At 60.2% G+C, this 22,725-nt stretch carries 22 protein-coding genes and 1 other RNA gene; 15 read left to right on the top strand and 8 right to left on the bottom strand.

Annotated features, from left to right (window positions below):
- Positions 1 to 259: 259 nt before the first annotated feature.
- Genes flaB through AB5Y95_RS01550 form a run of 6 tightly spaced genes read left to right on the top strand, consistent with a single transcriptional unit; the run spans position 260 to position 5,923 of the window.
- Positions 260 to 1,165, top strand: coding sequence for a flagellin (gene flaB / locus AB5Y95_RS01525; RefSeq protein WP_244365087.1), 906 nt, complete (start codon positions 260 to 262; stop codon positions 1,163 to 1,165).
- Positions 1,166 to 1,203: 38 nt separating this feature from the next.
- Positions 1,204 to 1,647: a flagellar protein FlaG gene (locus AB5Y95_RS01530; RefSeq protein ID WP_244365088.1), complete on the top strand. Its 444-nt coding sequence runs from the start codon at positions 1,204 to 1,206 to the stop codon at positions 1,645 to 1,647.
- 27 nt (positions 1,648 to 1,674) lie between these two features.
- Complete coding sequence (fliD, locus tag AB5Y95_RS01535; protein ID WP_368159392.1) at positions 1,675 to 3,084, top strand: flagellar filament capping protein FliD; 1,410 nt, start codon at positions 1,675 to 1,677, stop codon at positions 3,082 to 3,084.
- Between the two features lie 25 nt (positions 3,085 to 3,109).
- Positions 3,110 to 3,532, top strand: a complete 423-nt coding sequence (fliS, locus tag AB5Y95_RS01540; protein ID WP_244365090.1) for a flagellar export chaperone FliS — start codon at positions 3,110 to 3,112, stop codon at positions 3,530 to 3,532.
- Positions 3,529 to 3,828, top strand: a complete 300-nt coding sequence (locus AB5Y95_RS01545) for a hypothetical protein (RefSeq protein WP_244365091.1) — start codon at positions 3,529 to 3,531, stop codon at positions 3,826 to 3,828. Before fliS ends, AB5Y95_RS01545 begins: the two co-directional genes overlap by 4 nt.
- Before the next feature lie 7 nt (positions 3,829 to 3,835).
- Positions 3,836 to 5,923, top strand: coding sequence for a 6-hydroxymethylpterin diphosphokinase MptE-like protein (locus AB5Y95_RS01550; protein WP_368159393.1), 2,088 nt, complete (start codon positions 3,836 to 3,838; stop codon positions 5,921 to 5,923).
- 99 nt (positions 5,924 to 6,022) lie between these two features.
- Here the strand turns inward: AB5Y95_RS01550 and AB5Y95_RS01555 are convergent, their stop codons facing one another.
- The 5 genes from AB5Y95_RS01555 to AB5Y95_RS01575 all read right to left on the bottom strand — a co-directional run bounded on the left by AB5Y95_RS01555 (position 6,023) and on the right by AB5Y95_RS01575 (position 10,357).
- A complete protein-coding gene (locus tag AB5Y95_RS01555; RefSeq protein ID WP_368159394.1) occupies positions 6,023 to 6,832 on the bottom strand; it encodes a cobalamin-binding protein in 810 nt (269 codons plus the stop codon).
- On the bottom strand, positions 6,825 to 7,775 hold the full coding sequence (locus AB5Y95_RS01560; protein WP_368159395.1) for a cobalamin biosynthesis protein: 951 nt from the start codon (positions 7,773 to 7,775) through the stop codon (positions 6,825 to 6,827). Before AB5Y95_RS01560 ends, AB5Y95_RS01555 begins: the two co-directional genes overlap by 8 nt.
- Positions 7,772 to 8,464 carry a 5'-methylthioadenosine/S-adenosylhomocysteine nucleosidase gene (mtnN, locus tag AB5Y95_RS01565; protein ID WP_017786676.1) on the bottom strand — a complete coding sequence of 231 codons (693 nt, stop codon included), beginning with the start codon at positions 8,462 to 8,464 and terminating at the stop codon, positions 7,772 to 7,774. The genes AB5Y95_RS01560 and mtnN overlap by 4 nt, the downstream gene beginning before the upstream one ends.
- Positions 8,465 to 8,571: 107 nt before the next feature.
- Positions 8,572 to 9,330, bottom strand: a complete 759-nt coding sequence (locus AB5Y95_RS01570) for an ABC transporter substrate-binding protein (RefSeq protein ID WP_279484509.1) — start codon at positions 9,328 to 9,330, stop codon at positions 8,572 to 8,574.
- A gap of 94 nt (positions 9,331 to 9,424) precedes the next feature.
- Positions 9,425 to 10,357: a ZIP family metal transporter gene (locus AB5Y95_RS01575; RefSeq protein WP_324054513.1), complete on the bottom strand. Its 933-nt coding sequence runs from the start codon at positions 10,355 to 10,357 to the stop codon at positions 9,425 to 9,427.
- A 377-nt stretch (positions 10,358 to 10,734) separates the two neighbouring features.
- On the opposite strand from AB5Y95_RS01575, the gene AB5Y95_RS01580 reads away from it, so the two are divergent.
- The gene (locus tag AB5Y95_RS01580; RefSeq protein WP_368159396.1) at positions 10,735 to 12,366 is read left to right on the top strand and encodes a methyl-accepting chemotaxis protein; all 1,632 of its coding nucleotides are present in this window, start codon (positions 10,735 to 10,737) and stop codon (positions 12,364 to 12,366) included.
- A 342-nt stretch (positions 12,367 to 12,708) separates the two neighbouring features.
- Here the strand turns inward: AB5Y95_RS01580 and suhB are convergent, their stop codons facing one another.
- Positions 12,709 to 13,512, bottom strand: coding sequence for an inositol-1-monophosphatase (gene suhB, locus AB5Y95_RS01585; RefSeq protein ID WP_005299686.1), 804 nt, complete (start codon positions 13,510 to 13,512; stop codon positions 12,709 to 12,711).
- A gap of 202 nt (positions 13,513 to 13,714) precedes the next feature.
- Between suhB and AB5Y95_RS01590 the strand changes: the two genes are divergently transcribed.
- The 3 genes from AB5Y95_RS01590 to emrD all read left to right on the top strand — a co-directional run bounded on the left by AB5Y95_RS01590 (position 13,715) and on the right by emrD (position 16,468).
- On the top strand, positions 13,715 to 14,170 hold the full coding sequence (locus AB5Y95_RS01590; RefSeq protein ID WP_368159397.1) for a hypothetical protein: 456 nt from the start codon (positions 13,715 to 13,717) through the stop codon (positions 14,168 to 14,170).
- Between the two features lie 186 nt (positions 14,171 to 14,356).
- Positions 14,357 to 15,019 carry a glutathione S-transferase family protein gene (locus AB5Y95_RS01595; RefSeq protein WP_005299690.1) on the top strand — a complete coding sequence of 221 codons (663 nt, stop codon included), beginning with the start codon at positions 14,357 to 14,359 and terminating at the stop codon, positions 15,017 to 15,019.
- Between the two features lie 249 nt (positions 15,020 to 15,268).
- Positions 15,269 to 16,468, top strand: coding sequence for a multidrug efflux MFS transporter EmrD (gene emrD / locus AB5Y95_RS01600; RefSeq protein WP_005299692.1), 1,200 nt, complete (start codon positions 15,269 to 15,271; stop codon positions 16,466 to 16,468).
- Between the two features lie 149 nt (positions 16,469 to 16,617).
- On the opposite strand, the gene ssrS is transcribed toward emrD, so the two are convergent.
- Together ssrS and zapA are read right to left on the bottom strand one after the other, a co-directional pair.
- A non-coding RNA gene (gene ssrS / locus AB5Y95_RS01605) (6S RNA) lies at positions 16,618 to 16,800 on the bottom strand.
- Between the two features lie 16 nt (positions 16,801 to 16,816).
- On the bottom strand, positions 16,817 to 17,149 hold the full coding sequence (zapA, locus tag AB5Y95_RS01610) for a cell division protein ZapA (protein WP_005299694.1): 333 nt from the start codon (positions 17,147 to 17,149) through the stop codon (positions 16,817 to 16,819).
- A gap of 173 nt (positions 17,150 to 17,322) precedes the next feature.
- Between zapA and AB5Y95_RS01615 the strand changes: the two genes are divergently transcribed.
- The 5 genes from AB5Y95_RS01615 to gcvH all read left to right on the top strand — a co-directional run bounded on the left by AB5Y95_RS01615 (position 17,323) and on the right by gcvH (position 22,702).
- Positions 17,323 to 17,892 (top strand): UPF0149 family protein, encoded by a 570-nt coding sequence (locus tag AB5Y95_RS01615; RefSeq protein ID WP_005299696.1) that lies wholly within the window; start codon positions 17,323 to 17,325, stop codon positions 17,890 to 17,892.
- A 183-nt stretch (positions 17,893 to 18,075) separates the two neighbouring features.
- Complete coding sequence (gene ubiH, locus AB5Y95_RS01620) at positions 18,076 to 19,293, top strand: 2-octaprenyl-6-methoxyphenyl hydroxylase (protein WP_368159398.1); 1,218 nt, start codon at positions 18,076 to 18,078, stop codon at positions 19,291 to 19,293.
- Positions 19,294 to 19,381: 88 nt separating this feature from the next.
- Entirely contained in the window at positions 19,382 to 20,629 is a 1,248-nt protein-coding gene (locus AB5Y95_RS01625; protein ID WP_368159399.1) for an FAD-dependent 2-octaprenylphenol hydroxylase, read from the top strand.
- A gap of 479 nt (positions 20,630 to 21,108) precedes the next feature.
- On the top strand, positions 21,109 to 22,206 hold the full coding sequence (gcvT, locus tag AB5Y95_RS01630) for a glycine cleavage system aminomethyltransferase GcvT (RefSeq protein WP_117404146.1): 1,098 nt from the start codon (positions 21,109 to 21,111) through the stop codon (positions 22,204 to 22,206).
- A gap of 106 nt (positions 22,207 to 22,312) precedes the next feature.
- A complete protein-coding gene (gcvH, locus tag AB5Y95_RS01635; RefSeq protein WP_010634317.1) occupies positions 22,313 to 22,702 on the top strand; it encodes a glycine cleavage system protein GcvH in 390 nt (129 codons plus the stop codon).
- Positions 22,703 to 22,725 lie beyond the last annotated feature (23 nt).

A 22,725-nucleotide genomic window follows, 5' to 3' on the forward strand; every position in this document is an offset into this window, starting at 1 on the left:
GCTTTCACCTTGCCGCTTGCCGGATAAAACTTGCCGCCTTCGGCAATTATTTTCCTAAAGCTTGTCGCCGTGCTGCCGTTAAATAAAGTGAAGCAATCGAGGGGTGTTCGGAATCCAACGTTTGCACTACTGCGGGTGACCTGTCCGTTCAAACAGACACCCGCCAGAAGAATCAGGCTCGTTCAACCTGTTCTTCTAACGGTGGGACGCCGCTTTGGCGGCGCAACCCGCAGTCGCATGTTCTTCGGGAGAATATTTTATGGCCATGTACATCAACACGAATACTTCATCACTGAACGCCCAGCGTAACCTGATGAACACCAACAAGTCTCTGGATACGTCCTATACCAGACTGGCTTCCGGTCTGCGTATCAACACCGCCAAGGACGATGCTGCCGGCTTGCAGATCTCCAACCGTTTGACCTCCCAGATCAACGGCCTGGATCAAGGTAACCGCAACGCCAACGACGGTATTTCCGTCGCGCAAACGGCTGAAGGGGCCATGGACGAAGTTACCAGCATGCTGCAACGCATGCGCACGCTGGCACAACAATCCGCCAACGGCTCCAACAACACCGATGACCGTACTGCACTGCAGCAGGAATTTGACCAGCTGACCACCGAGATCAACCGGATCTCCAACGACACCACCTTTGGTGGTCAAAAACTGCTGGATGGTACCTACAAGGGTTCGTTCCAAGTAGGGGCTGACGCCGGTCAGACCATCACCTTCAAGATGACTTCTGCGTTCACCATCAGCGGTATTGCTAAGTCGACCAAGGGCAGTGCGACCGTTGCGACCAGCGCCACTGGCGAACCTTATACCGTGACCAAGGGCACGAGCGCCGTGACTTCTACCAGCGTCAGCAGCATCAGTACTGCGAAGGATGCACAGACTGCCATGGCCAACCTTGACTTCATGATCAAGGCAGTGGACAGCAAGCGGGCAGAATTGGGTGCGGTGCAGAACCGGTTTGACTCCACCATCCGCAACCAGTCCAACGTCTCTGAAAACCTGAGCGCTGCACGTTCTCGTATCCGTGACGCAGACTTTGCGACCGAGACAGCCAACCTGACCAAGCAGAACATTCTGCAACAGGCAGCGTCCAGCATCCTGGCGCAAGCCAACCAAAGACCGCAATCTGCTCTGTCCCTGCTGGGCTAACAGAACAGCAGTGATGAGAAAGTAAAAGGAGCGACGATATGGCCAATGAAATTGGGATCCCGTCATCGGTCACTCCTTCTTCTCTTCAGTCAAGTAGCAAGAGCGGCCAATCGGCCGCTCAAGTGCTATCTGGCACGACGGAAGAGCAGCGGGTGACGGCACAACAGGATGTAAAAAAACAGCAGGATGCTCTGACTGGTGAAAAAACCGCCAAACAGGGCGTGTCCAATGCCGATATTGAAAATGAGGTGCAAAACTTGCAAGAGTTCAGCAAGTTGCAAGGCTGGACTGTCAACTTCAGTGTTGAGAAGGATCTGGATCAGGTGGTCATCAAGGTGGTGGATGCCGAGACCAAGTCAATGATCCGGCAGATCCCGAGCGAGGAGCTGCTGGCCATCAGCAAGCGGATCAAGGATCTGCGTGAGGGCGATGTATCCGGCGGTGGTTCGCGGGTCGGATTGTTGCTCGATAACGAGATCTGATACGAAAAAATTAAGAGGAGAGAGAGTATGCCCACCATTACGTCTGCCGGTGCCGGCTCCGGACTCGATTTGGAGTCAGTGATTGCTGCCAGTGTCGATGCCAAAAAGGCACAACTGATGCAGCCCATCACCACCAAGAAGACCAACACTCAAATCACTCTCTCCGGAGTGGGGCAGCTGAAGTCTGCCATCGCCTCGTTCGTGACCACTCTGCAGGCCATGGCGAAGGATGATGCGTTCAACAAGCGCTCCATCAACATTACCCAGGACAAGGACAAACCCGTGCTCAAGGTGGAGAGCAAGGCGGGGGCCTCCAACGGTCAATATGACATCAGCGTCGAACAATTGGCGAAGTCCAGTAAATTTGACGGTACCTTCGACTCGTCGACGACCCCCCTCATCACCCAGGACGGGAAGTTGACGTTCAAGGCTGGCGACAAGACCTTCGATGTGGATGTCAAAGCGGGGGACTCGCTGCAGTCCATTCGCAAGCGGATCAACAATGACGCTGACAACTTCGGTCTGAGCGTCAACATCATGAATACCTCAGATGGCAAATCCAAGCTGATGATCGACTCAGGGGTTAGCGGCGACGGCAAGGATCTGCAGATCACCGGCAGCACCACTGAGTTGACCGACAACCTGGTGTCCAAGTTGACCCAAAGCCAGGCTGCTCAGGATGCCAAGATCAAGGTAGATGGCAACACCCTGACCAGTGCGACCAATACCTTCGACGGCACCATAGTTGGGCTCAAACTGACCGTGCTCAGAGAGTCGGATAGCACGACCACCACCGATACCAATGGTAATCCGGTCAAGACCTACAGCTCGAACAAGGTCGATGTGACAACCGACAAGGCCGGTATCAAGGACATGGTCAAGAGCTTTGTCGACGGTTACAACGCGCTGGTGAAGAAGAGCAATGATCTTGGCAAGCGCAACTCGATCGTGGCAGGGAAGAGCCAGAATGATGGCGGTGCATTGGCAGGCGATGCGACGACGCGTGCCGTGGTCAACATGATGAACGGCCTCATCACCGAGCCCTCCCAAAAATCGTCTACCTATTCAACGATTTTCCAGATGGGTATCAAGATGGACAACAAGGGGGTATTGTCCATCGACGATACCAAGTTCAGCGAGGCCATCGACAAGAACTTTGATCAGGTGGTTGCGGTGTTTGGCGGCAAGGATGGGGTCGCAGGCAAGCTGGCCAGCCAGCTGGAAACCTACTCCAAGACCGGCGGCCTGCTGGCCAAGCGGGAAGATTCGCTCAATTCCGATCTGCGCGAAGTAAGCCGCAAGGAGTCGGATGTTACCGCCCAGCTGACCAAGTATCAGGAGACGTTGCGGGCTCGTTATGGCAGCCTGGACAGCATGCTGGCCAAGATGAACAAGTCGGCCTCTTATCTGAATCTGCTCAATACCAAAACGAATTAATACGTAGTCAGGAGCCGTGCCTCTTATGTATCGGAAAAATATCAAGGCTTACACCACCCAGAATCTGCAGTCCGAGCTGGCGGTGGCGGATCCCTACCGGGTGATCCAGCTGTTGATGCAAGGTTGCCTCGAACGGCTTGCCCAGGCCCGTGGCGCCATTGAACGTCGTGATTTCGAAGCCAAGTCCCAGTCCATCTCCAAAACCATGGCCATTATCAACGGTCTGCAGGATTCGCTGGACCTCTCCTATGGCAAGGTGCCGGAAGATCTGTTTGCGCTCTACGACTACATGAAGGTGCGCATGATGGATGCCAGTCGTGACATGGACATGGCCGCCATCGACGAGGTGATGAACCTGATGCTGACGGTCAAGAGTGGCTGGGATGCGATTCCGGTCGAAGAGCGCGACAAGGCCATTGCCCAGCAAAAAGCAGGTCGTGTGGAATGAATGATGCCAAGCTATCCGGCTTGATGAACCACGGCAGCCGCTTGCGGTTGCTGTTGGAGCAAAATGAGCTGGCGGCAGCGGAAGTGCAAATGGAGCACTATCTCGCTGCCTTGAACGAGGTCTTCGAGCATATCCCCACTGACAGCCAACTCGATGTGGAGCAGCAGCAAGCCCTGTCTCAGTTTCACATGATCCATGCACTGATAACGAATGCGAAACATCTGGCAGAGGATGAATTGCGCCAATTTTCCAAGGCTGGTCGCGTGGCGGGCCTTTACAAGATGAATGCGGGTTGAGTACCGAATGGATTTTAACAAGAACATCAAAGATGCCGAACATGAGCTCTCCCGTCTAGCCAGGCAGAAAGAGCAGGAAGCCGCCATGCTGGAGGTGCTGCCCGTTCGACATGAACTCAATATGGCTGCCTTTGAAAAATATATGCCCGGAATACATGCATTTTTCAAAGAATATCAGCCGGTCAGACCCTTCCGCTTTTTCTGCAACGAGAACGGCATTCCAAATGTTCTTTGGCTGGACGATGATGTCTCCCTCTATGGCGATGATCCCTTTGCCGAAGCACAGGCCCAGATTACCGAGGTAATTGATCAGAGCGTATTGCAATGTATCGACTTCGAGCCTCAGTGGTATCTGGAAGGGCAGATCCATATCGCCTACAACAATGCCATCTCCGAGCTCAAGGAGAATGTGTCGCTGGAAGGCTTGCCGCTTCGCAAGGTGCTGGATGCCGACATTCCCTTGTCCTTCATGTACGGGATCGGACTGGGTTATCAGCTGGGCTACCTGTATGAGCAGTGCCGGGTTCGGAATCTGTTTGCCTTCGAGCCCGACCTCGATATGTTCTATGCCTCGCTCTATTGCTTCGATTGGCACAAGTTGCTCGAGTACATGGAGCAGGAGTCACTGAGTCTGCACCTGTTCATCGGTGTCGATGAACAGCTGCTGGTTGCCGACATGATGGAGGCGCTGCATCGTAAAGGAGCATTCTGGTCGGCGAGCTATTTCTCGTTTTGTCATTACCACTCACCCAAGCTGCATGCCTTGATCGACAAGGCTGAAAGCGAGCTGTATCTGCTCAAGACGGGTTGGGGGTTCTTTGATGACAATATTTATGCGCTGGCTCACAGTCACACCCATCTGCAGGATGGTACTCCGTTCCTGAAAAGGGAGCGGGATACCTCATTGGTCGAGCAGGTGCCGGTATTCGTGGTCGGCAATGGTCCGTCGCTGGATCAGAGCATCGAATTCATCCGGCAGCATCAACGGCAAGCCATCATCATTGCCTGTGGCACGGCCGTCAGTGCGCTGCACAAGGCGGGCATCAAGCCGGACATCTACGTGGCGGTGGAGCGCACCAAGAGCTCGGCGGATTTCCTGCGCATCCTCAATGCGGATGATTTCCTCAAGGATGCGGTCTTCCTCAGCGTCGACGTGATCCACCCCGAGTGCAAGACCTTCTTCCGCAAGACGGGGCTGACCTTCAAGCCCAACGAGCCCATGTTTGCAATGCTGGTCAGCCGGTTTGGTCAGGCTTTCGAGTATGAGTCCATTGAATTCTCCAACCCCTTCGTTGGCAACACCGGCCTCAATTATGCGGCGTTGCTCGGGTTCAAACAGGTATACCTGTTCGGAATCGACAATGGTTACAAATACGCAGACAAGCATCACTCCACTCTGAGTCTCTATTACAACGAGAAGAAAGAAGCCAAGTACAACGAGAATCTGAAAGATACTTTCCCGGCACCGGGCAATTTTGGCGGGGAAGTGCGGATCAATCATCTATTTGGTCTGGCAATCCATAACATGACGCGCGTGCTGACAAGCCATCCGGATATGCGCTGTCTGAATTGCAGTGATGGGGCCTACATTGAAGGCGCCATCCCTCAACGGGTGGATGCCCTGCAAGTCAGCAGCCCGGAGCTGGACAAGATCGCCTTGCTTGATGAGCTGATGGCGCGCAGCTTCCAGCCGTTCGACATGGCCAGCGTTGACTTCAATGCCGCGCTCAATGTGACGCTGTTTGACGATCTGCTTGAGAAGTTGCGTACCGACTGGCGGACAGTCAAATACGAACACAATGACATACTGGCCATGATGCAGCGTCACCACGACTATCTGCTCTATTTGCTGATGAGCCGTGATTGCCATCTCTATCGTGTCTTGATCGGCTCGATGAACTATTTCTACGCCAACATCATCGGCTTGATGATGACCCTGATTGACGCAGCGCCTGACAAGTTCGAAGCCAAGGTGAAAGAGGCCGAGGTGATACTCGAGCGGTTCTTCGACGATGCGAAGCCGATTTATGCCGATGCCTTCCAGCGACACGATTCCGTCTACTTCGTCGGACTGGATATCTTCAAGCAGAAGTAACGGTTATACCTCATCACATGTTTGCTAAATAAAAAACACCGGCCTACGCCGGTGTTTTTTTGTTGTACGAGTGATTGGCTGCGGGCTTTACAGGCGCGGTTACTGTACGTCTGCGATGGCCCGGCATATCTGCTCCACCGCATTGAGTGCTCTCGGGGTGAAACGGTGCAGCTCATCCGAGTTGATGAGTTGCAGACGCTGGTGACGAACGGCATCCACCATGGGCCACTGTTGCCAGTGGCGCAGTGCGTCAGCGTCTTGACTCCCTGCCAGGATCAGTGCCGGATTGGCCTTGATCACCTGCTCCAGGCTGACCTGGGGATAGGGCGTGGGGGCATCCGCCATCAGGTTATCCCCGCCGCACAGCTCGATGGCCTGGGCGGGCCAGGCATTGCCGCTGACGCTGGTCAGCGGTGGATACCAGAGTTGGTAGAACACCTTGATATGCTTGGGCTTGCCGTAGTGTTGGCGAAGGTTGGCCAGGCGGGCGAGATAGGCATCGGCCTCGGCATTGGCGGTTTTTTCCACCCCCAATGTTTTTCCCAAGGCCCGCATCTCGGTGGCGAGGGAGGCAAAGTCGGTCGGTTCTGAATAGAACACCGGGATCCCCAACTGCTCGATGGGGGCCAGCATGCGGGATTGGGCGGAGCGCCAGGCGACGATCAGGTCGGGTTTCTGGGCCAGCAGGGCTTCCAGATTGATGCTGCGATAGTTGGCCACCTGGGGCAGGCGCTTGACCTCGGGCGGATAATCGGAGGCATCGTCGGTGGCCACGATGCGATCCCCTGCACCGATGGCAAACAGCAGTTCGGTCAGGTGGGGGGTAAGGCTGACGATGCGTGCAGGCGTGCCAGCCAGCAGGACGGGTGACATGCACAACAGGCAGAGCAGGATGAGCCATCTAGCCATGCAGGTGCTCCAGCACAGTGAGCAGCAATGCCAGCGCCAGCCAGCCCCAACCGGCTTGTTGCAGACGGTTGAGCAGGCGCAGGGCCGTGCCGGCATCCGGTTCGGCGGTGGCGTCAAACACGGGAAAACGGAACAAGCTGCCCTGATAGTAGCGGGGACCACCGAGCTTGCAGCCCAGCGAGCCGGACAGCAGCGCCAGCAGTATTCCCATCGCGGGGTAGGGCCAGCGTATCGCCGTGCGCAACCGGCTTGCCAGCTGGCGCAGCTGGGTCAGGCACAAGGGCAGTGCCAGCAACAAGATGGCAGGGGTACACAGGGCCTGGTAGAGCACGGTGGCGGCCCGGCCAAAGTGGGCAAAGGCTGGCAGTTTCGGACTCCAGCCCTGGTTCATCAGCTGGGCGAGACGCCACAACAGGGCCCCCTGCACACCCGCTAGGGCGAACCCCAGCAGAGGGCCTGCCCACTGTCCTATCAGGCGCAGGGCGCAGCTTTCACTGACCGCCTTGGCAAGCCCCATCAGGGAGAGTTTACCGGTATCGCGTCTGAGCCAGGGGGCCGCCTGCAGCCGGGCCACCACCAAGGTATCCTGGTCTGTCAGTGCGCGAGTGGCGCGGGCCAGCTCCCGCAGCGGGCGCGATTCCAGCATCAGCAGCAGAAACAGCAGATCGAACAGCGGCTCCGAGAGCGAGAGATTGCGCACCGCCCAGAGTCCGGCGGCGCACGGCAGCCAGACAATCAGCATGGCCAGCAGACCGGCCTGCAATTGCTGACCGGGGGCGCCATCGGGGCGACACACCTTGTGACCCAGCCGGGTCAGCAGGGGCACGACGGCGGAGAGCCGATAGTGGGCCGGCCAGGGCACGATGGCCTCCAGCAGGGCGGCCCCGAGCAAAATGGCCGCCGGAGTGGCGGCCATCTGTTCCAGAGTGGTGAGTGTGATCACAGCTTGCCGAGCATCTTGATGATCACCTCGGCGGAGTGCTTGCCGGCCACCTCGATGAAGGCATCGAAGGATTCAACCTGTTCCTTGCCGGCGATGTCGGACATGGCACGCACCACCAGATAGGGCACCTTGAACATGTGGCACACCTGACCGATGGCGGCCCCTTCCATCTCGACCGCCAGCATCTGCGGGAAGTCGGCGCGAGCCTTGGCGATGGCGTCGGGCTTGCACATGAACTGATCGCCGGTGCAGATGAGGCCGACCTTGGTCTGATGCTTGCCTTGTTCGGCAATGCAGGCTTGGGCGACGGCGATGAGCTTCTCGTCGCAGGGGAAGGCGGCAGGCTGCTGCGCCATCTGGCCCATCTCGTAGCCAAAGGCGGTCACGTCGACATCGTGGAAGCGCATCTCGCTGGCGATCACCACGTCACCTATGTGCAGGTCCTGGGCAAAGCCGCCGGCAGAGCCGGTGTTGATGACGCAGTCGGGGGCGAATTTTTCCAGCAGCAGGCTGGTGGCGACGCTGGCGGCGACTTTACCGATACCGGAGCGGGTCAGGATCACCTCCTTGCCTGCCAGGGTGCCCTGATAGAACTCGCAGCCGCCCAGTTGCAGGGTGGTCGGGTTGCTCATCTGGCTGCGCAGCAGGGCCACTTCCTGTTCCATGGCGCCGATAATACCTACTTTCATCACTCACCTCGTCTTGATGGCCAGTTGGCCGAATAAGTTGTTGTGGATCATAACAAAAGTTGGCGATGGCGCCGAGCATTCCGATGCTGGCGGGTGGGAAGGTCCACTCAAGGGTAGCGCTCGGCCAATCTGGCCAGCTCGCCGCGGTCCGCCAACCGTTGCAGGGTGCTGGTAAACAGGGCCAGGCGGGCAGGGGAGGTGCGCTGGTAAAACAGGATATAGAAGGGGATGGTCTCCATGGCGGTGGGGAGGATGCGGATCTGGTCGCTCAGGTGATGGCGCTGCAGATCGGCTTCGATACCGGGTGAGCGGTAGTAGACGAAGCGTCCGCGCTTCATCAGCAGCTTGTCGTAGTTGGCGGCGCTGCTGCTCCCGCCGCTGTCGATGATGAGCCCCTGTATGGCCTGCAGCCGTTCGATGGCGCCACTGCCGTGATTGACGAGGATGATCCCTGCATTACCCAGGGCCCTGACGTCGTCCCAGTGGTGGATCTCGACCGGGTCGTCGCTGCGCACCGCCAGGTGGTAGTGTACGGTGAAGATGGGGGGCTGTAGATAGAGGAAGTGGTTGCGGCGGACCGGGTTGTCACCCACGCCGCAGAGGAAGTCGAGCTGGCCGAAGCGCACCCGTTTTTCCAGCCGCTTGAGGGGGATAAAGTGCTGATCCCCCTCGATGCGCAGGGCAGGCTCCTGTTGCTCCATCAATCGAAACAGTTCGACGCAGAGCCCCCCGATGCGGCCATCTGCCATCTGGGTGTATTTGGGGGCGGACTCGGGCTGCGCCGCCGTGCGATAAATCTCGGTGGCGCTGACGGCCCGGTGAGTGACTGCCAGCAGACAACCCAGCACCATCACCCGGAATATCATGTCATGCTGGCCCTCGATGCGTGGGAAAATGCGACGTTGCCTGCGGATGTCGCGGCGCTAGTGCTGAAACATTACGCCATATATCAGAACCTTATCAACCAAGCGCCGTATCCAGGGTCATCATCAGCGCAAACCCGGCCATCAGGCCCAGGGTGGCGTGGGTCTGGTGGCCGTTGCGGTGCGTTTCCGGGATCACTTCGTGGGAGACTACGAACAGCATGGCACCGGCGGCCAGCCCGAGGCCGATGGGATAGGCGATGGCCAGCCCGCTGGAGAGGCCGACGCCGAGCAGGGCCCCGAGTGGCTCAAGCAGACCGCTGCCGATAGCGACCAGCACGGCTTTGCCGGGCCGAAAACCGGCGGCGCACATGGCGAGTGCCACCGCCAGCCCTTCCGGAATGTCTTGCAACGCGATGGCGGTGGTGAGCGGCAGACCCACCGACATGTCCCCCTGCGAGAAGCTCACCCCGATGGCCATCCCCTCCGGCAGGTTGTGCAGGGCGATGGCAAATACGAACAACCAGACCCGGGAGCAGCTCTCGTGACCGGGGCCGCAGGGGCCGGTCTTGTCGTGTTCATGGGGGGTGAATTGATCGAGCCCCAACATCAGGAGTACCCCGAGGGTCATGCCGACTACCACCACGGCGGCGGCGAGAAAGCCGTTGCCGGTGATCCCCTCTGCCGCCTCGAGCCCCGGCAACAGCAAGGAGAAGGCGCTGGCTGCCAGCATCATGCCGGCGGCAAAGCCCAGCATGCTGTCTTCTACCCGTTGCGGAACCGAGCGCAGAAAAAGGGCGGGCAGGGCGCCAAGCGCGGTGGCGGCAAAGCCGGCCAGGCCACCGATCAGGCCATAGCGAACGCCGGGGCTGATGTCGCCGGCGGCCAGCATCACCAGGCTTTGCAGCAGCAACAGCACGACGGTCGCCAGAGCAACGAACAGGCCGATGGCGATCACCGGGCGTGCCCGCAGCTGCTCGCGCAGCTGGGCTGACCAGGAGGAAAGGGGCAGGGCTGACGCGTTATCCATGAAGATCACCTCTCTTGCTTGACGGCAGGAATGGCGCTGCGCCATCCGGGGACTCTTGCATTACAGCGAGCCGGGCCTCACTTGTCCATGCCGGGGCATCGATTGCATTCATCGGCTAACTATTTGAAATGATTTGGTCGTCTTGAATAGTTTGTGACGAAGATCCGGTTGTATGGAAAAACAACTTGCTTTGTTGCGGCGAAAGCTGGTGAAGGAGTAGGCAGGTTTGTGGTAAAGTGCCGCCCTCGCGAAACCCACCCTTCCCTTGGTCTTTCGCAACGTCCCATCTCCCGTCAGGAAAGCCCGGGTTACCAGTTCATACGGATGTGATCGCCACTGTGCACCTGCTTGTCAGCAGTCGAGGATCACCAGCCACCATGTTTTACAAAAATCTGTCTATCGGCAAAAAGATTGCCGTGGTCTTTGCGGTCATTGCCGCCGTCAACGTGATATTCGGTATTTTTCTCTCCAGCGAACTGCGCGGCGTGCGCGATCGCGTGTTGAATTTTACCGATTCCACCCTGCCGAGCGTGCTCTCGGTCGAGAACCTGCTCTACGACGTATCCTACGTGCGCCGCGCCCAGTTTGCCCTGCTGATGGTGGATGACGCCACCGATCTGCAGGCGCGTCGCGGCCGGATCCAGGCCAACGTCCAGAAAGTCGAGCAGGCCTTCCGGGGCTATGAGGCCACGGTCGGTGCCGCCCATGAGCGTCAGGTGTTCAACGGCGCCAAGCAGGCGTGGCAACGCTACCTGAACTCGGTCAATCTGGTGGATCAACTGCTGGCACAGGGCCAGCTGGAGCAGGCCAAGGTGCAGCTGTTCCAGTCCAACCCCATTTATGGCGAGCTGGAACAGGCGGTCAACGGCCTGGTGGAAGTGAACCTCGGCTTCGTCAAAGAGAACCGCGGCAGCCTGCTTGACAGCGTCAACATGGTGACCAGTTTTGCCATGGTGAGCATCGGCAGCCTGCTGCTGTTCATGGTGGCCATAACCTGGTTCCTGACCCGCCAGATCTGCCTGCCGCTGCAGGCCGTGGTGGCCCAGGCCAACGCCATCGCCGCCGGCGATCTGACCCATCAGCTGGATCGCCAGCACATCGGTCGTGACGAGCTGGGCATGCTGGCCAAGGCGTCTCTCAAGATGCAGGACAACCTGCGCGGTCTGATTGAAGAGGTTGTGGCGGCCGTGACCCAGCTGGGCGCCGCCATCGAAGAGGTGAGCGCCGTCTCCGAGCAGTCGGCACAGGGGATCCAGAGCCTGCAGCAGGAGATATCGCTGGTTGCCACCGCCATGGCCCAGATGAAGGCCACCGTGGCCGATGTGGCAGGCAACACCGAGACGGCGTCTGAATCGGCCAGCTCCGCCAATGCCTTGGCGCGCCGCGGCAATCAGGATGTGCAGAGCTCGCTGATGGCCATCACCCGGGTTGCCGAAGAGATTGAACAGGCCGGTACCCTGGTCACCGAACTGGAGCGCGAATCCGCCCAGATCAACGTGGTGGTGGACGTGATCCGCGGCATCGCCGATCAGACCAACCTGCTGGCGCTCAACGCCGCCATCGAGGCGGCCCGTGCAGGTGAGCAGGGCCGTGGCTTTGCGGTGGTGGCTGACGAGGTGCGTACCCTGGCGGGTCGCACCCAGGCGTCCACCGGCGAGATCGTCGCCATCATCGAAACCCTGCAGGCCCGTGCCAACCAGGCCAAAGAGGTGACCGGCCAGAGCTGCGAGATGATCCGCCAGTGCGTGGAGCAGAGCGAGCAGACCAGCGACGGCATCCAGCAAATCGAGGAAGCGGTCGCCCAGATCGCCGACATGGCCATTCAGATCGCCAGTGCCTGCGGCGAGCAGGACGCGGTCTCCGATGAGCTGGGTCGCAACGTGGAGCGGATCAACGAATCCTCCAACGAGGTTGCCGTTGGGGCCGATCACACCGCCCGTGCCTGCCTGGAACTGAGCCAGCTGGCCGCCGGCCTGCGTCAGACCATAGGCCGCTTCCGCCTGGCGTAATAGCTGTACCGGCACCAGACAGGGTGCCGTGTCATGGCCTGTTGCTGCAGGCAAACAGTCAACCCGGCTTCGGCCGGGTTGACTGTTTTTGTTTTCCATCATCTCAAGGCATGAGTCATGACTCTTGGCCTGCGGTTGGTATCGAGCATTGACGTCGCACAAGGCGGCAGTGACGCTCACGATCTCGCCAGTCGAGACAGCGCTGGCCATGAGGGGCAGAGGAGCGATGGTAATGCGCATTGGCAGGGATTTGCTTGTCAGCGTCGATGGGCAGATGGTCATGAAAAGGTCATAAAAAAACCCGGCCTGAGCCGGGTTTTGATGAGTGCGGGTAGTGCTGGCTTACTTGGCCAGGGATTCCGGCAGCTCTTCGCGGATCTTGCCCAGCATCTCTTTCAGGACGCGCGGGTTGGCCACCACGATGTTGCCGGAGTTCTCGTAGTTGTGACCACCGACGAAGTCGGTGACGATGGCGCCGGCCTCTTTGGCCAGCAGCTCACCGGCAGCGGTGTCCCAGGGCTTCAAGCCGATTTCCCAGAAACCGTCGACGCGACCGGCGGCCACATAGGCCAGATCCAGCGCGGCGGAGCCGGCACGACGGATGTCGGCACACTCGATGAACATGCTCTGGAACATCTTCAGGTACGGCTCGATGTGGTGCTTCTGCTTGAACGGGAAACCGGTGGCCAGGATGGTGCCGGCCAGCTCTTTGGCCTTGCCGACACGGATGCGGTAGCCGTTCAGCTGGGCGCCGCTGCCACGGGTGGCAGTGAACAGCTCGTCACGGATCGGATCGTAGATCACGGCCTGTTCGGTCTTGCCCTTGACGCGCAGGGCGATGGAGACGGCAAAGTGCGGAATGCCTTTGACCAGGTTGGTCGTGCCATCCAGTGGGTCAATGATCCATTGGTAGTCCGGATTGGTACCGGCAATCTCACCAGACTCTTCAGCCACGATGCTGTGTTCCGGGTAAGATTTTTTGATGGTGTGAATGATGGCCGCTTCGGCTTCACGGTCAACGTTGGTCACGAAGTCATTGCTGCCCTTCTGGATAACCTCGATGTTCTCGGGTTGAGAAAAGGCTTTTACTACTACTTGACCGGCGTTGCGCGCAGCGCGCACGGCGATATTCAGCATCGGATGCATAGGTTCACCACTGGATGTTAAAGAACGGGGGAATAAAAGGACGCGGTATAATACCAGTCTTTTCGACAATGGCAACTGTTATACGTTATCGCTCCGGCCTTGGCGACTGCCAGATCTGACGGCTCCAATATAGGCTCTTTTTGGTCTAGTCTTATGGGCAGCAGCCGAATAACAGGCTGCCTTGAGCATAGGGACGTGGATCATGAATTTGTCATTAGTGAGTCAAAAACCGTCGGCAACCTCCACCCAGGGTTTGCTGGCCGCCTTGCGGAACTCGACCGGATACGGCGACTACTTCAACGAGCTAACCATTACCCAGCCATCCCACTGGCAACCCGGCAAGGAAGAGGCGGCCATCCTGCTGCTGGACGGGGATGCGGCCTGGCCCGAGTTTGCCTGGCAGCGCAACAGCGACACCTTCGGGTTGCCGGTGTTGCCGCTGCTGATGCGCAAGGGAGACGGTACTCTCACCATTCAGGGGCCGGATGTGCGGGACCCGCGCTTCTATTTTGTCTCCAACGGCATCGTGCTGGAAGAGTCTGAACTTGCCGATCCCGCCTGCAGTCGGGTGCTGCTGAACAAGCTGGAGTCCTACTTCCCGCTGCTTTCCCGCCTCATTATGCTGCGTCAGCGTCAACCCATGGGGCTGTGCAACTAGGCTCTTCCTTCTCTGCGCCGGGCTGTTCAAGCGGCACAATATTTGTCATAACTGACCGGTATTGTGCCGCTTCGTCATGTTCAGGCCGGGGGATGTCCATGTTGTCCATCCCGCATCGTTTCTCTGGCCGACATGGGCGAGGCCCTGTCCGTCCTGTGCCAATGTGTGAATCACAAGGAGTCCATGATGATCGATTTTTATACCGCCGCCACCCCGAACGGCTTCAAGGTGGCGATTGCCCTTGAAGAGCTGGGCTTGCCCTACCGTGTCATTGCGCTCGACCTGTCGGCGCTGGATCAGAAGAAACCCGAGTTTCTGGCCATCAACCCCAACGGCCGCATTCCGGCCATCGTCGATCGGGACAACGGGGACTTCGCGGTGTTCGAGTCGGGTGCCATTCTTCTCTATCTGGCCGAGAAGGCAGGCAAGCTGCTGCCGGCGGATCCCAAGCGCCGCTCCCAGGCCATTCAGTGGTTGATGTTCCAGATGGGTGGGGTCGGGCCCATGATGGGGCAGGCCAACGTCTTCTATCGCTACTTCCCGGAGAAGATCCCGGCCGCCATCGAACGCTATCAGAAGGAGGGACGCCGCCTGTTCGAGGTGCTCGACAGCCATCTGGCCCAGCACGAGTATCTGGCCGACGAGTACAGCATCGCCGACATCGCCACCTGGCCCTGGGTGCGTATCTATGACTGGAGCGGTATATCCATCGAGGGGCTGCCCCATCTGCAGGCCTGGATGGACCGGATGGCCGACAAGCCGGCCTGCCAGAAGGGGATCACCATACCGCCGCGCAACGAGAAGCCGGAGGATCTGGTCAAGCAGGCCCAGCAGATGGTAACGCGTTGATTTTTATCGTTGACGGGGCCTAAAACCCCGTCACATTAGAAAAACTAAGGAAAGCTGATTATAAAGATTCGTTCGTTTTTCGTGATCTGAATCACTAAGATGACGGCAAGCCATGGGAGTGTCCTGCTCCCGGCCGGTGCGGGTTCTCCGCCTTGAGTTTTCACCTTTGATTGACCCTGTTTGTTGGATCCCCTCTGCGGTTTTCTGCCAGAGGCGGGCAGCTTTTCGATGATTTTTCGGGACTGAGATATGTATCGGCACAGTTTTTATCCGCTGTTTTTTCTGACCATTCTGATGGTCGCTGTGGGCCAGATGACCCAGACCCTCTACGTGCCCTCCATTCCCATGATGGCGGGGGACTTCAACGTGGCCTCCGGCCAGCTGCAGGCGGTGATGGCCTGCTATCTGATCCCGTACGGCCTCTCCCAGTTTGTCTACGGCCCCTTGTCGGATCGCATCGGGCGTCGTCCCATCATCATCATCGGCATGATGGTGTTCCTGGTGGGTACCCTGACCATCCAGCTGATCCCGAGTTTCATGGCGCTGCTGGCGGGCAGCTTCATCCAGGGGCTGGGGACCGGGGCCGGCGGCGCCATGAGCCGCACCCTGATGCGCGACCGCTACACCGGTGCCGAGCTCAACCGGGCCAACAGCCTGGTGAGCATGGGGGTGATCTTCTCCCCGCTGCTGGCCCCCGTGCTGGGTGGCTGGCTGACCGAGTTGTTCAACTGGCGTGCGGGCTACTGGTTCCTGTTCGGCTTTGGCGCCGTGGCGACCCTGGCCATACTGGCCTGGTTCGTCGAAACCTTGCCGGAGGAGGCCCGTCAGCAGCCGCTGCGAGTAGGTGCCGCCTATCGCCACGTGCTCGGCAACCCGCGTTTTCAGGGCAACCTGCTCTGCCTGATGGCGACCTTCGCCGGTCTGGCGGTGTTTGAAGCGGCCGCCGGCGTGCTGCTGGGCGACGTGCTCAAGCTGAGTGCCCGTACCGTCAGCGTGCTGTTCGTGCTGCCGCTGCCCGGCTATCTGTTCGGTGCCTGGCTCTCCGCCAAGCTGAGTTTTCGCCTGAGCCAGGGCAAGCTGATGCGCCTTGGCATCGCCTTCCTGGCGCTGGGGTCACTCATCATCCTGCTGCCCGGTCTGTTCGGGATAGTGAGTGCCGCTTCCCTGGTGGGGGGGGCTGCCGTTTACTTCATCGGCAGCGGTATCCTCTATCCGACTGCCACCTCCTGCGCCATCGAGCCCTTCCCGGGCCAGGCGGGCACCGCCGGTGCCATCCTCGGTGGCATGCAGAACCTGGGGGCCGGCATCGTGACCCTGCTGGCGGCCTGCTTCCCGATGGAGGGGCAGGTGACCCTGGGCGCCATCATGACACTGATGGTGCTGATCGTGGCGCTGAGCTTCCTCTGGCTGCGTCACCACGGTTCGCCTCACGAGCAGATGGCCGTGTGAGCCTAATGATGTGAAAAGACCCGCCCGAGTTGGCGGGTTTTTTATGGGCCGCCGCTGGGGGCTGATATGCCGGGTGACGGAAGCGGGGGAGGGGACTGCCGCGCAGGCAAAGAAAAAGCCCGTCACGCTGGTGACGGGCTTTTTGCTGTTGGTACCCCGGAGATGCCGTTGCCGGTTTGGGCCCTTGAACCGTCGGTTCAAGGCGGGGATCGGATCTGACCGCAGGCTTCTCGGTCGTGCCGAGCATGCGCAATAGCCAGAAGGCAGATCCCCTGTTTGGTATGAATATCGGCTCGGGGACTTGAACCGGCTGACAAACACCCCAGGGAATTTCAAAAACGTTGCGAGTTAGGGTTGTACGCCTTCGTCGCTGGATTCGCCATATTGTCCGTGCTCGATCAAGGCCGCTTCGATGGTGCGTTGCAGCATCTTGATCCGCTTGTCCATGGTCTCAGAGTATTGGTGATTCTTGTCTTTTTCAAGACAGAGCTCATGGCAGAAATTGAGTGCTGCCATCACCGCCAGCTGTTCATTGCTGGAGACCTTGGAGCGTTGACGCAGCTCGATGAGTTTATCAGTCAGCTGGTCGGCGGCCTGGCGCAGGGCATCCTGCTGTCCCAGGGGACAGGATACCTTGTAGGGACGTCCCAAAATGACGATTTCTACGGCCTCTGTGCTCATGCCTTCCTCAATACGGCGGAGTGTCATTCCGCCTTTATCCACGTGGACAACTGGGCGGGACTATATAGCGCAGATGCAGAAGTTTCAAGGCCTTGCTGGCTCTGGAAGGGGGAGAATGCTAGGATCCTGACCATTAATTCTGCATATTTGCCTGAACTTTGAGCGGATCTTCGATGAGCAAAACGAACCCCCTGAAATACGCGGCCGTGGCCGACCTGATGGAACAGCACGAGCTGATGGCAACGGCTGTAGAGGCCCATGGCGTGATCTGCGGTCTGGTGTGCGGTGGTGTGGCCCTGGACGACAAGAGCTGGCTGCCCCATTTCAACGATCTGGTCAACGACGGTTTCGGTTTGCCGGCCCCGGTGCGCCAGGTGATGACCGATCTCTATCATGAGGTGATCGAGAGCCTGATGGCCCAGAAAGGGGTCGAACTGCTGTTGCCAAGCGATGAGGCGCCGCTTGACGAGCGCATCGATTCGCTGGTGGACTGGTCCCAGGCCTTTCTGGCCGGTTTCGGCGTGGTGCAGCAGGAGCTCTCCAAGGCCTCCGAAGAGCTGCAGGAGATGATCCAGGACATCGCCAGCATCACCCAGGTCTCTGCCGAGTTCGATCAGGAAGATGAAGAGAATGAAGCCTCTTTCCTGGTGCTCTACGAGCACGTGCGCCTCGGGGTCATGATGGCGTTCGAGGAGTTTGGCAAGCGGCCGGATGCTCCGAGCACCCCGCCGACCCTGCACTGAGTCGAGCAAGTTCGAAAAAGAGCGCCTGGTGGCGCTCTTTTTACATGCATCGTTTGCCAGCATTGGCCGGCCGCAGTGCGGCAAGCGATGGCCAGGAGTGCGCTTTTTTGCCCGTGGCTTCGCATCCCGACCCCACGCTTTGTGTTAGCATGACCCCACGTTTTCAGCTTTTCCCCTGATCTCATGTCTCAATCTGATCTGAACCACGTCGATGTGGCCATCGTCGGTGGTGGAATGAGCGGCGCTGTGCTGGCGCTCTCCCTCGCGGCCCTGCCAGGGCCCAAGCCCCTGCAGATCCTGCTGCTGGAGGCGAGCGCCCCCGAGCTCAATGCACACCCCGGCTTCGATGCCCGCGCCATCGCGCTCTCCGCCGGCACCTGCGAGGCGCTGGCCCGGCACGGGCTCTGGCCCCGTTTTGCCCCCCATTGCAGCCCCATCACCCGCATTCATGTGTCGGATCGGGGCCACTTCGGCCAGGCCGGATTGACGGCCGCCGAGTATGGCCTGTCTGCCCTCGGCCAGGTGATCGAGCTGTCGGCGGCGGGCATCGAGTTGCAACAGGCGATCGCTGCCTGCCCGCAGATCCGCATGCTGTGCCCGGCTCAGCTCGAACACGTAGAGCCGCTGACGGAGGGGGTGAACCTGACCTTGGCCAGTGGCGAGCGTTATCAGACCCGTCTGCTGGTGGCGGCCGATGGCGGCAACTCCTTCGTGCGCCAGCAGTGCAAGCTGGCGGTGAGCCGCCACGACTACGGCCAGAGCGCCATCATCGCCACCGTCAAGACGGCCGAGGATCCGGCCGGCCAGGCATTCGAGCGTTTCACCCAAGGGGGGCCGCTGGCCCTGCTGCCGATGCAGGGGGGGCTCTCCTCCCTGGTCTGGAGCGTGGCGCGGGATGAGGCGCCGGCCTTGATGGCGCTCGATGACGCCGCCTTTCTGGCCCGCCTGCAGCAGGCCTTCGGTTGGCGCCTCGGTCGCTTCCTGCAAACCGGCCAGCGCCACGTCTATCCGCTGGTGCTGACGGTGGCAGACTACCCGCTGGCCCAGCGCACCGTGCTGGTGGGCAACGCTGCCCATCTGCTGCACCCCATCGCCGGTCAGGGCTTCAACCTCGGCATGCGCGATCTGGATCTGCTCACCCGCGCCGTCGGTCAGGCCCTGGCGGCGGGGGAGGATATCGGCAGCTTCAAGGTGCTAAACGGTTACTGGCAGCAGCGCAAGGGGGATCAGGCGCAGACGGTCTGGCTTACCTCCTCGCTGGCCCAGCTCTTCTCCAATGAGCACGACCCGCTGGTGGCGGGCCGCAACCTGGCGCTCTCCCTGATGGGGCGGCTGGACTGCCTCAAGGCGCCGCTGGCCTCCCGCACCCTGGGCTTTGTTGCCGACCTGTGCCGCCCCTGAGACGGGTCACAGCTTGCGTATTGAAGGGGTCTGCCTTCGGGCGCCCCCTCGCTGATCCCGGCGATCAGCCCTGAAAGGACATAAAACGATGCAGATGCAAAACGTGGATGTGGTGATTGTGGGGGGCGGCATGGTGGGCCTGGGGCTCGCCGCTGCGCTCAAGGGGAGTGCGCTCAAGGTGGCCGTGGTCGAGGGCCAGTTGCCGGCCCCCGCGCTTGACGAGGCGCCGGACAACCGGGTCAGCGCCCTGAGTCTGGCCAGCCAGCGCATCCTGCAGCAGGTGGGGGCCTGGCGCGGCATTGAGGCCCGCCGCCTGCAGCCCTATGGGCAGATGGAGGTGTGGGAGCAGGACAGCTTTGGCCGGATCGCCTTCGATGCCGCCAGCCTGCATCAGCCCGAGCTCGGCCACATCGTCGAGAACCGGGTCATCCAGCTGGCGCTGCTGGAGGCGATTCTCGATGACAGTAAAGGGGCCAACAACATCCAGCTGCTGAGCACGGCCCGGGCGAGCAGCCTGCAAAGCGGCGAGGCGGGCTCCCTGCTGCTGCTGGAAGATGGCCGCGCGCTGTCGGCCAAACTGGTGGTGGCGGCCGACGGTGCCCACTCCTGGGTCCGTCGGCAGGCCGACATCCCGCTCACCAGCTGGGATTACGGCCACCATGCCCTGGTGGCGACGGTACGTTGTGCCGAGCCCCACGAAGCGGTGGCGCGTCAGATCTTCACCCCCGAGGGGCCGCTTGCCTTCCTGCCCCTGTGGCAACCGGATCTCTGCTCCATCGTCTGGTCGCTGCCGGCCGCTCGTGCCGAGGCGCTCTGTCAGTGCGACGACGAGCAGTTCAACCGCCAGCTCACCACCGCGTTCGACGGCCGCCTCGGCCTGTGCCAGGTGGAAGGGGCGCGCAGCGCCATCCCGCTCACCGCCCGCTATGCCCGTGACTTTGCCCGCGAACGGTTGGTGCTGGTAGGGGATGCCGCCCACACCATACACCCGTTGGCGGGGCAGGGGGTCAACCTGGGGCTGCTGGACGCAGCCGCTCTGGCCGAGCAGATCCTGCGCAATCAAGCGGCGGGCAAGGATATTGGTCTGCTCGCCAACCTGCGCGGCTACGAGCGCTGGCGCAAGAGCGAGGCGGCCAGCATGCTGGCGGCGATGGAGGGGCTCAAGCGGCTGTTTGCCGGTGCCAACCCGCTCAAGAAGCTGGTGCGCGGGGCGGGCCTGTGCGCCTTCGACCTGTTGACGCCGCTCAAGCAAAGTGTGATCCGGGCCGCCATGGGGTTAGAGGGTGAGTTGCCGGCCTTGGCCAAGGGGAACAATTTGCCGACCCGGCCGAAGTAAGAGGGTGATCCGGGCCGCCATGGGGCTGGAGGGGGAGCTGCCCGCTCTGGCCAAGGGTGAAAAAATCTAATAATACTCGGGTGTTTTCACAACAAAACTAATGTGATGAGGCTGATGACCCGGTTTGGGCATCAGCCTTTAATCTGGGCTGGCAGCGAAACGTTTTTCTCCAAATTGTGACGAAACGGTAAAAATCGAAATTTAATATCGTCATTGCCGGGTTTGGTCTGTTTTTATCACTGTTTTTACCTTAGTGTCTGGAGTCTGTTGACTGGCGGTGGATTAGTTTTTTTTGAGCGGCATGCGCGTCCGCTTGGCATATAATCCGCTGCGTTCAAGGAATCACTCCGGCCTTGCGGGCCGGAACGAGCACAGACTCAGGCACTCTCTGCTCTTGCTGCGACCCCGGTGAACCGCCGGAGGGCGGCCGGGCGGGGCGGATCGTGAGTGTTGTCGCGAACGCTTAAGGAAACACAGCGATGATCCAGACTACAGTACTGCATCCCAAGCACCTGGAAGCCGGCGCCAAGATGGTGGACTTTCACGGTTGGGAAATGCCCATCAACTACGGCTCACAGCTGGAAGAGCACCATCAGGTGCGCACCGATGCCGGCATGTTCGACGTCTCCCACATGACCATCGTCGATTTGACCGGCGAGCGGGTCAAAGCCTTCCTGCAACACCTGCTGGCCAACGACGTGGCCAAGCTCACCCTCTTCGGCAAGGCCCTCTACAGCGGCATGCTGACCCCGGAAGGCGGCGTCATCGACGACCTCATCACCTATTACCTTGGCGAGACCTTCTACCGCCTGGTGGTCAACTCCGCCACCCGCGAGAAGGATCTGGCCTGGATCCGCCACCATGCCCAGGACTTCGGGGTGACCGTGACCGAGCGCCCAGAGCTCGCCATGATCGCGGTGCAGGGGCCCAACGCCAAGACCAAGGCGGCCAAGGTGTTCAGCGCCGAGCAAAATGCTGCCGTGGAAGGCATGAAGCCCTTCTTCGGTGTGCAGGCTGGCGAGCTTTTCATCGCCACCACCGGCTACACCGGTGAAGACGGCTACGAGATCGTGGTGCCGCAAGAGCAGGCGTGCGATCTGTGGCAGGCGCTGCTGGACAACGGCGTGGCCCCCTGCGGCCTGGGTGCCCGTGACACCCTGCGCCTCGAGGCCGGTATGAACCTCTACGGCCAGGACATGGACGAAACAGTCTCTCCCCTTGCCGCCAACATGGCCTGGACCATCGCCTGGGAACCGAGCGATCGCCAGTTCATCGGCCGCGCCGCGCTGGAAGCCCAGAAAGCCGCCGGCAGCCAGCCCAAGCTGGTGGGCCTGGTGATGGAAGAGAAGGGCGTGCTGCGCAGCGGCATGCCGGTCACCTTCACCACCGCCGCTGGAGAAGAGCGGGAAGGTGTGATCACCTCCGGCTCTTTCTCGCCCACTCTGGGCTACAGTATTGCCCTGGCGCGGGTGCCCCGTGATATCGGCGAGCAGGCCTCGGTGGAGATCCGCAAGAAGCTGGTCACAGTGAAAGTGACCAAGCCGGCTTTCGTGCGCAACGGCCAGAAGCTGGTGTAACGACCCCATTGCGGCGAAGGGGCTGCCCTTCGCCAGACCCCCTTGCCCCGGCAACGCCTGTCGAACGCGCCGGGACAAGTGATCCAAGTGAATAAAGGAAGCACAAATGAGCCATATCCCGAGCGAACTGAAATATGCCACCTCCCACGAGTGGATCCGTGTCGAAGCCAACGGCGAGGCAGTGGTCGGTATCACCGAGCACGCCCAGGAGCTGCTGGGTGACATGGTGTTCGTCGATCTGCCGGAAGTGGGCAAGCAGGTTGGTGCCGGTGATGACTGCGCCGTGGCCGAGTCGGTCAAGGCCGCCTCTGACATCTACAGCCCGGTGAGCGGCGAGATCCTGGCCGTCAACGAAGAGCTGGAAGGCAGCCCCGAGCTGGTCAACTCCGACCCCTACGGTGCCGGCTGGCTGTTCCGCATCAAGCTGGACGACGCGGGCGAGCTCGCCAACCTGCTGGATGCCGAAGGCTACCAGAACGTGGTGGACGAAGAGTAATGCCCCCGGGCCCTGCCAATCGC

This window comes from Aeromonas sp. R5-3, assembly GCF_040908225.1.
GTDB lineage: Bacteria > Pseudomonadota > Gammaproteobacteria > Enterobacterales > Aeromonadaceae > Aeromonas > Aeromonas dhakensis.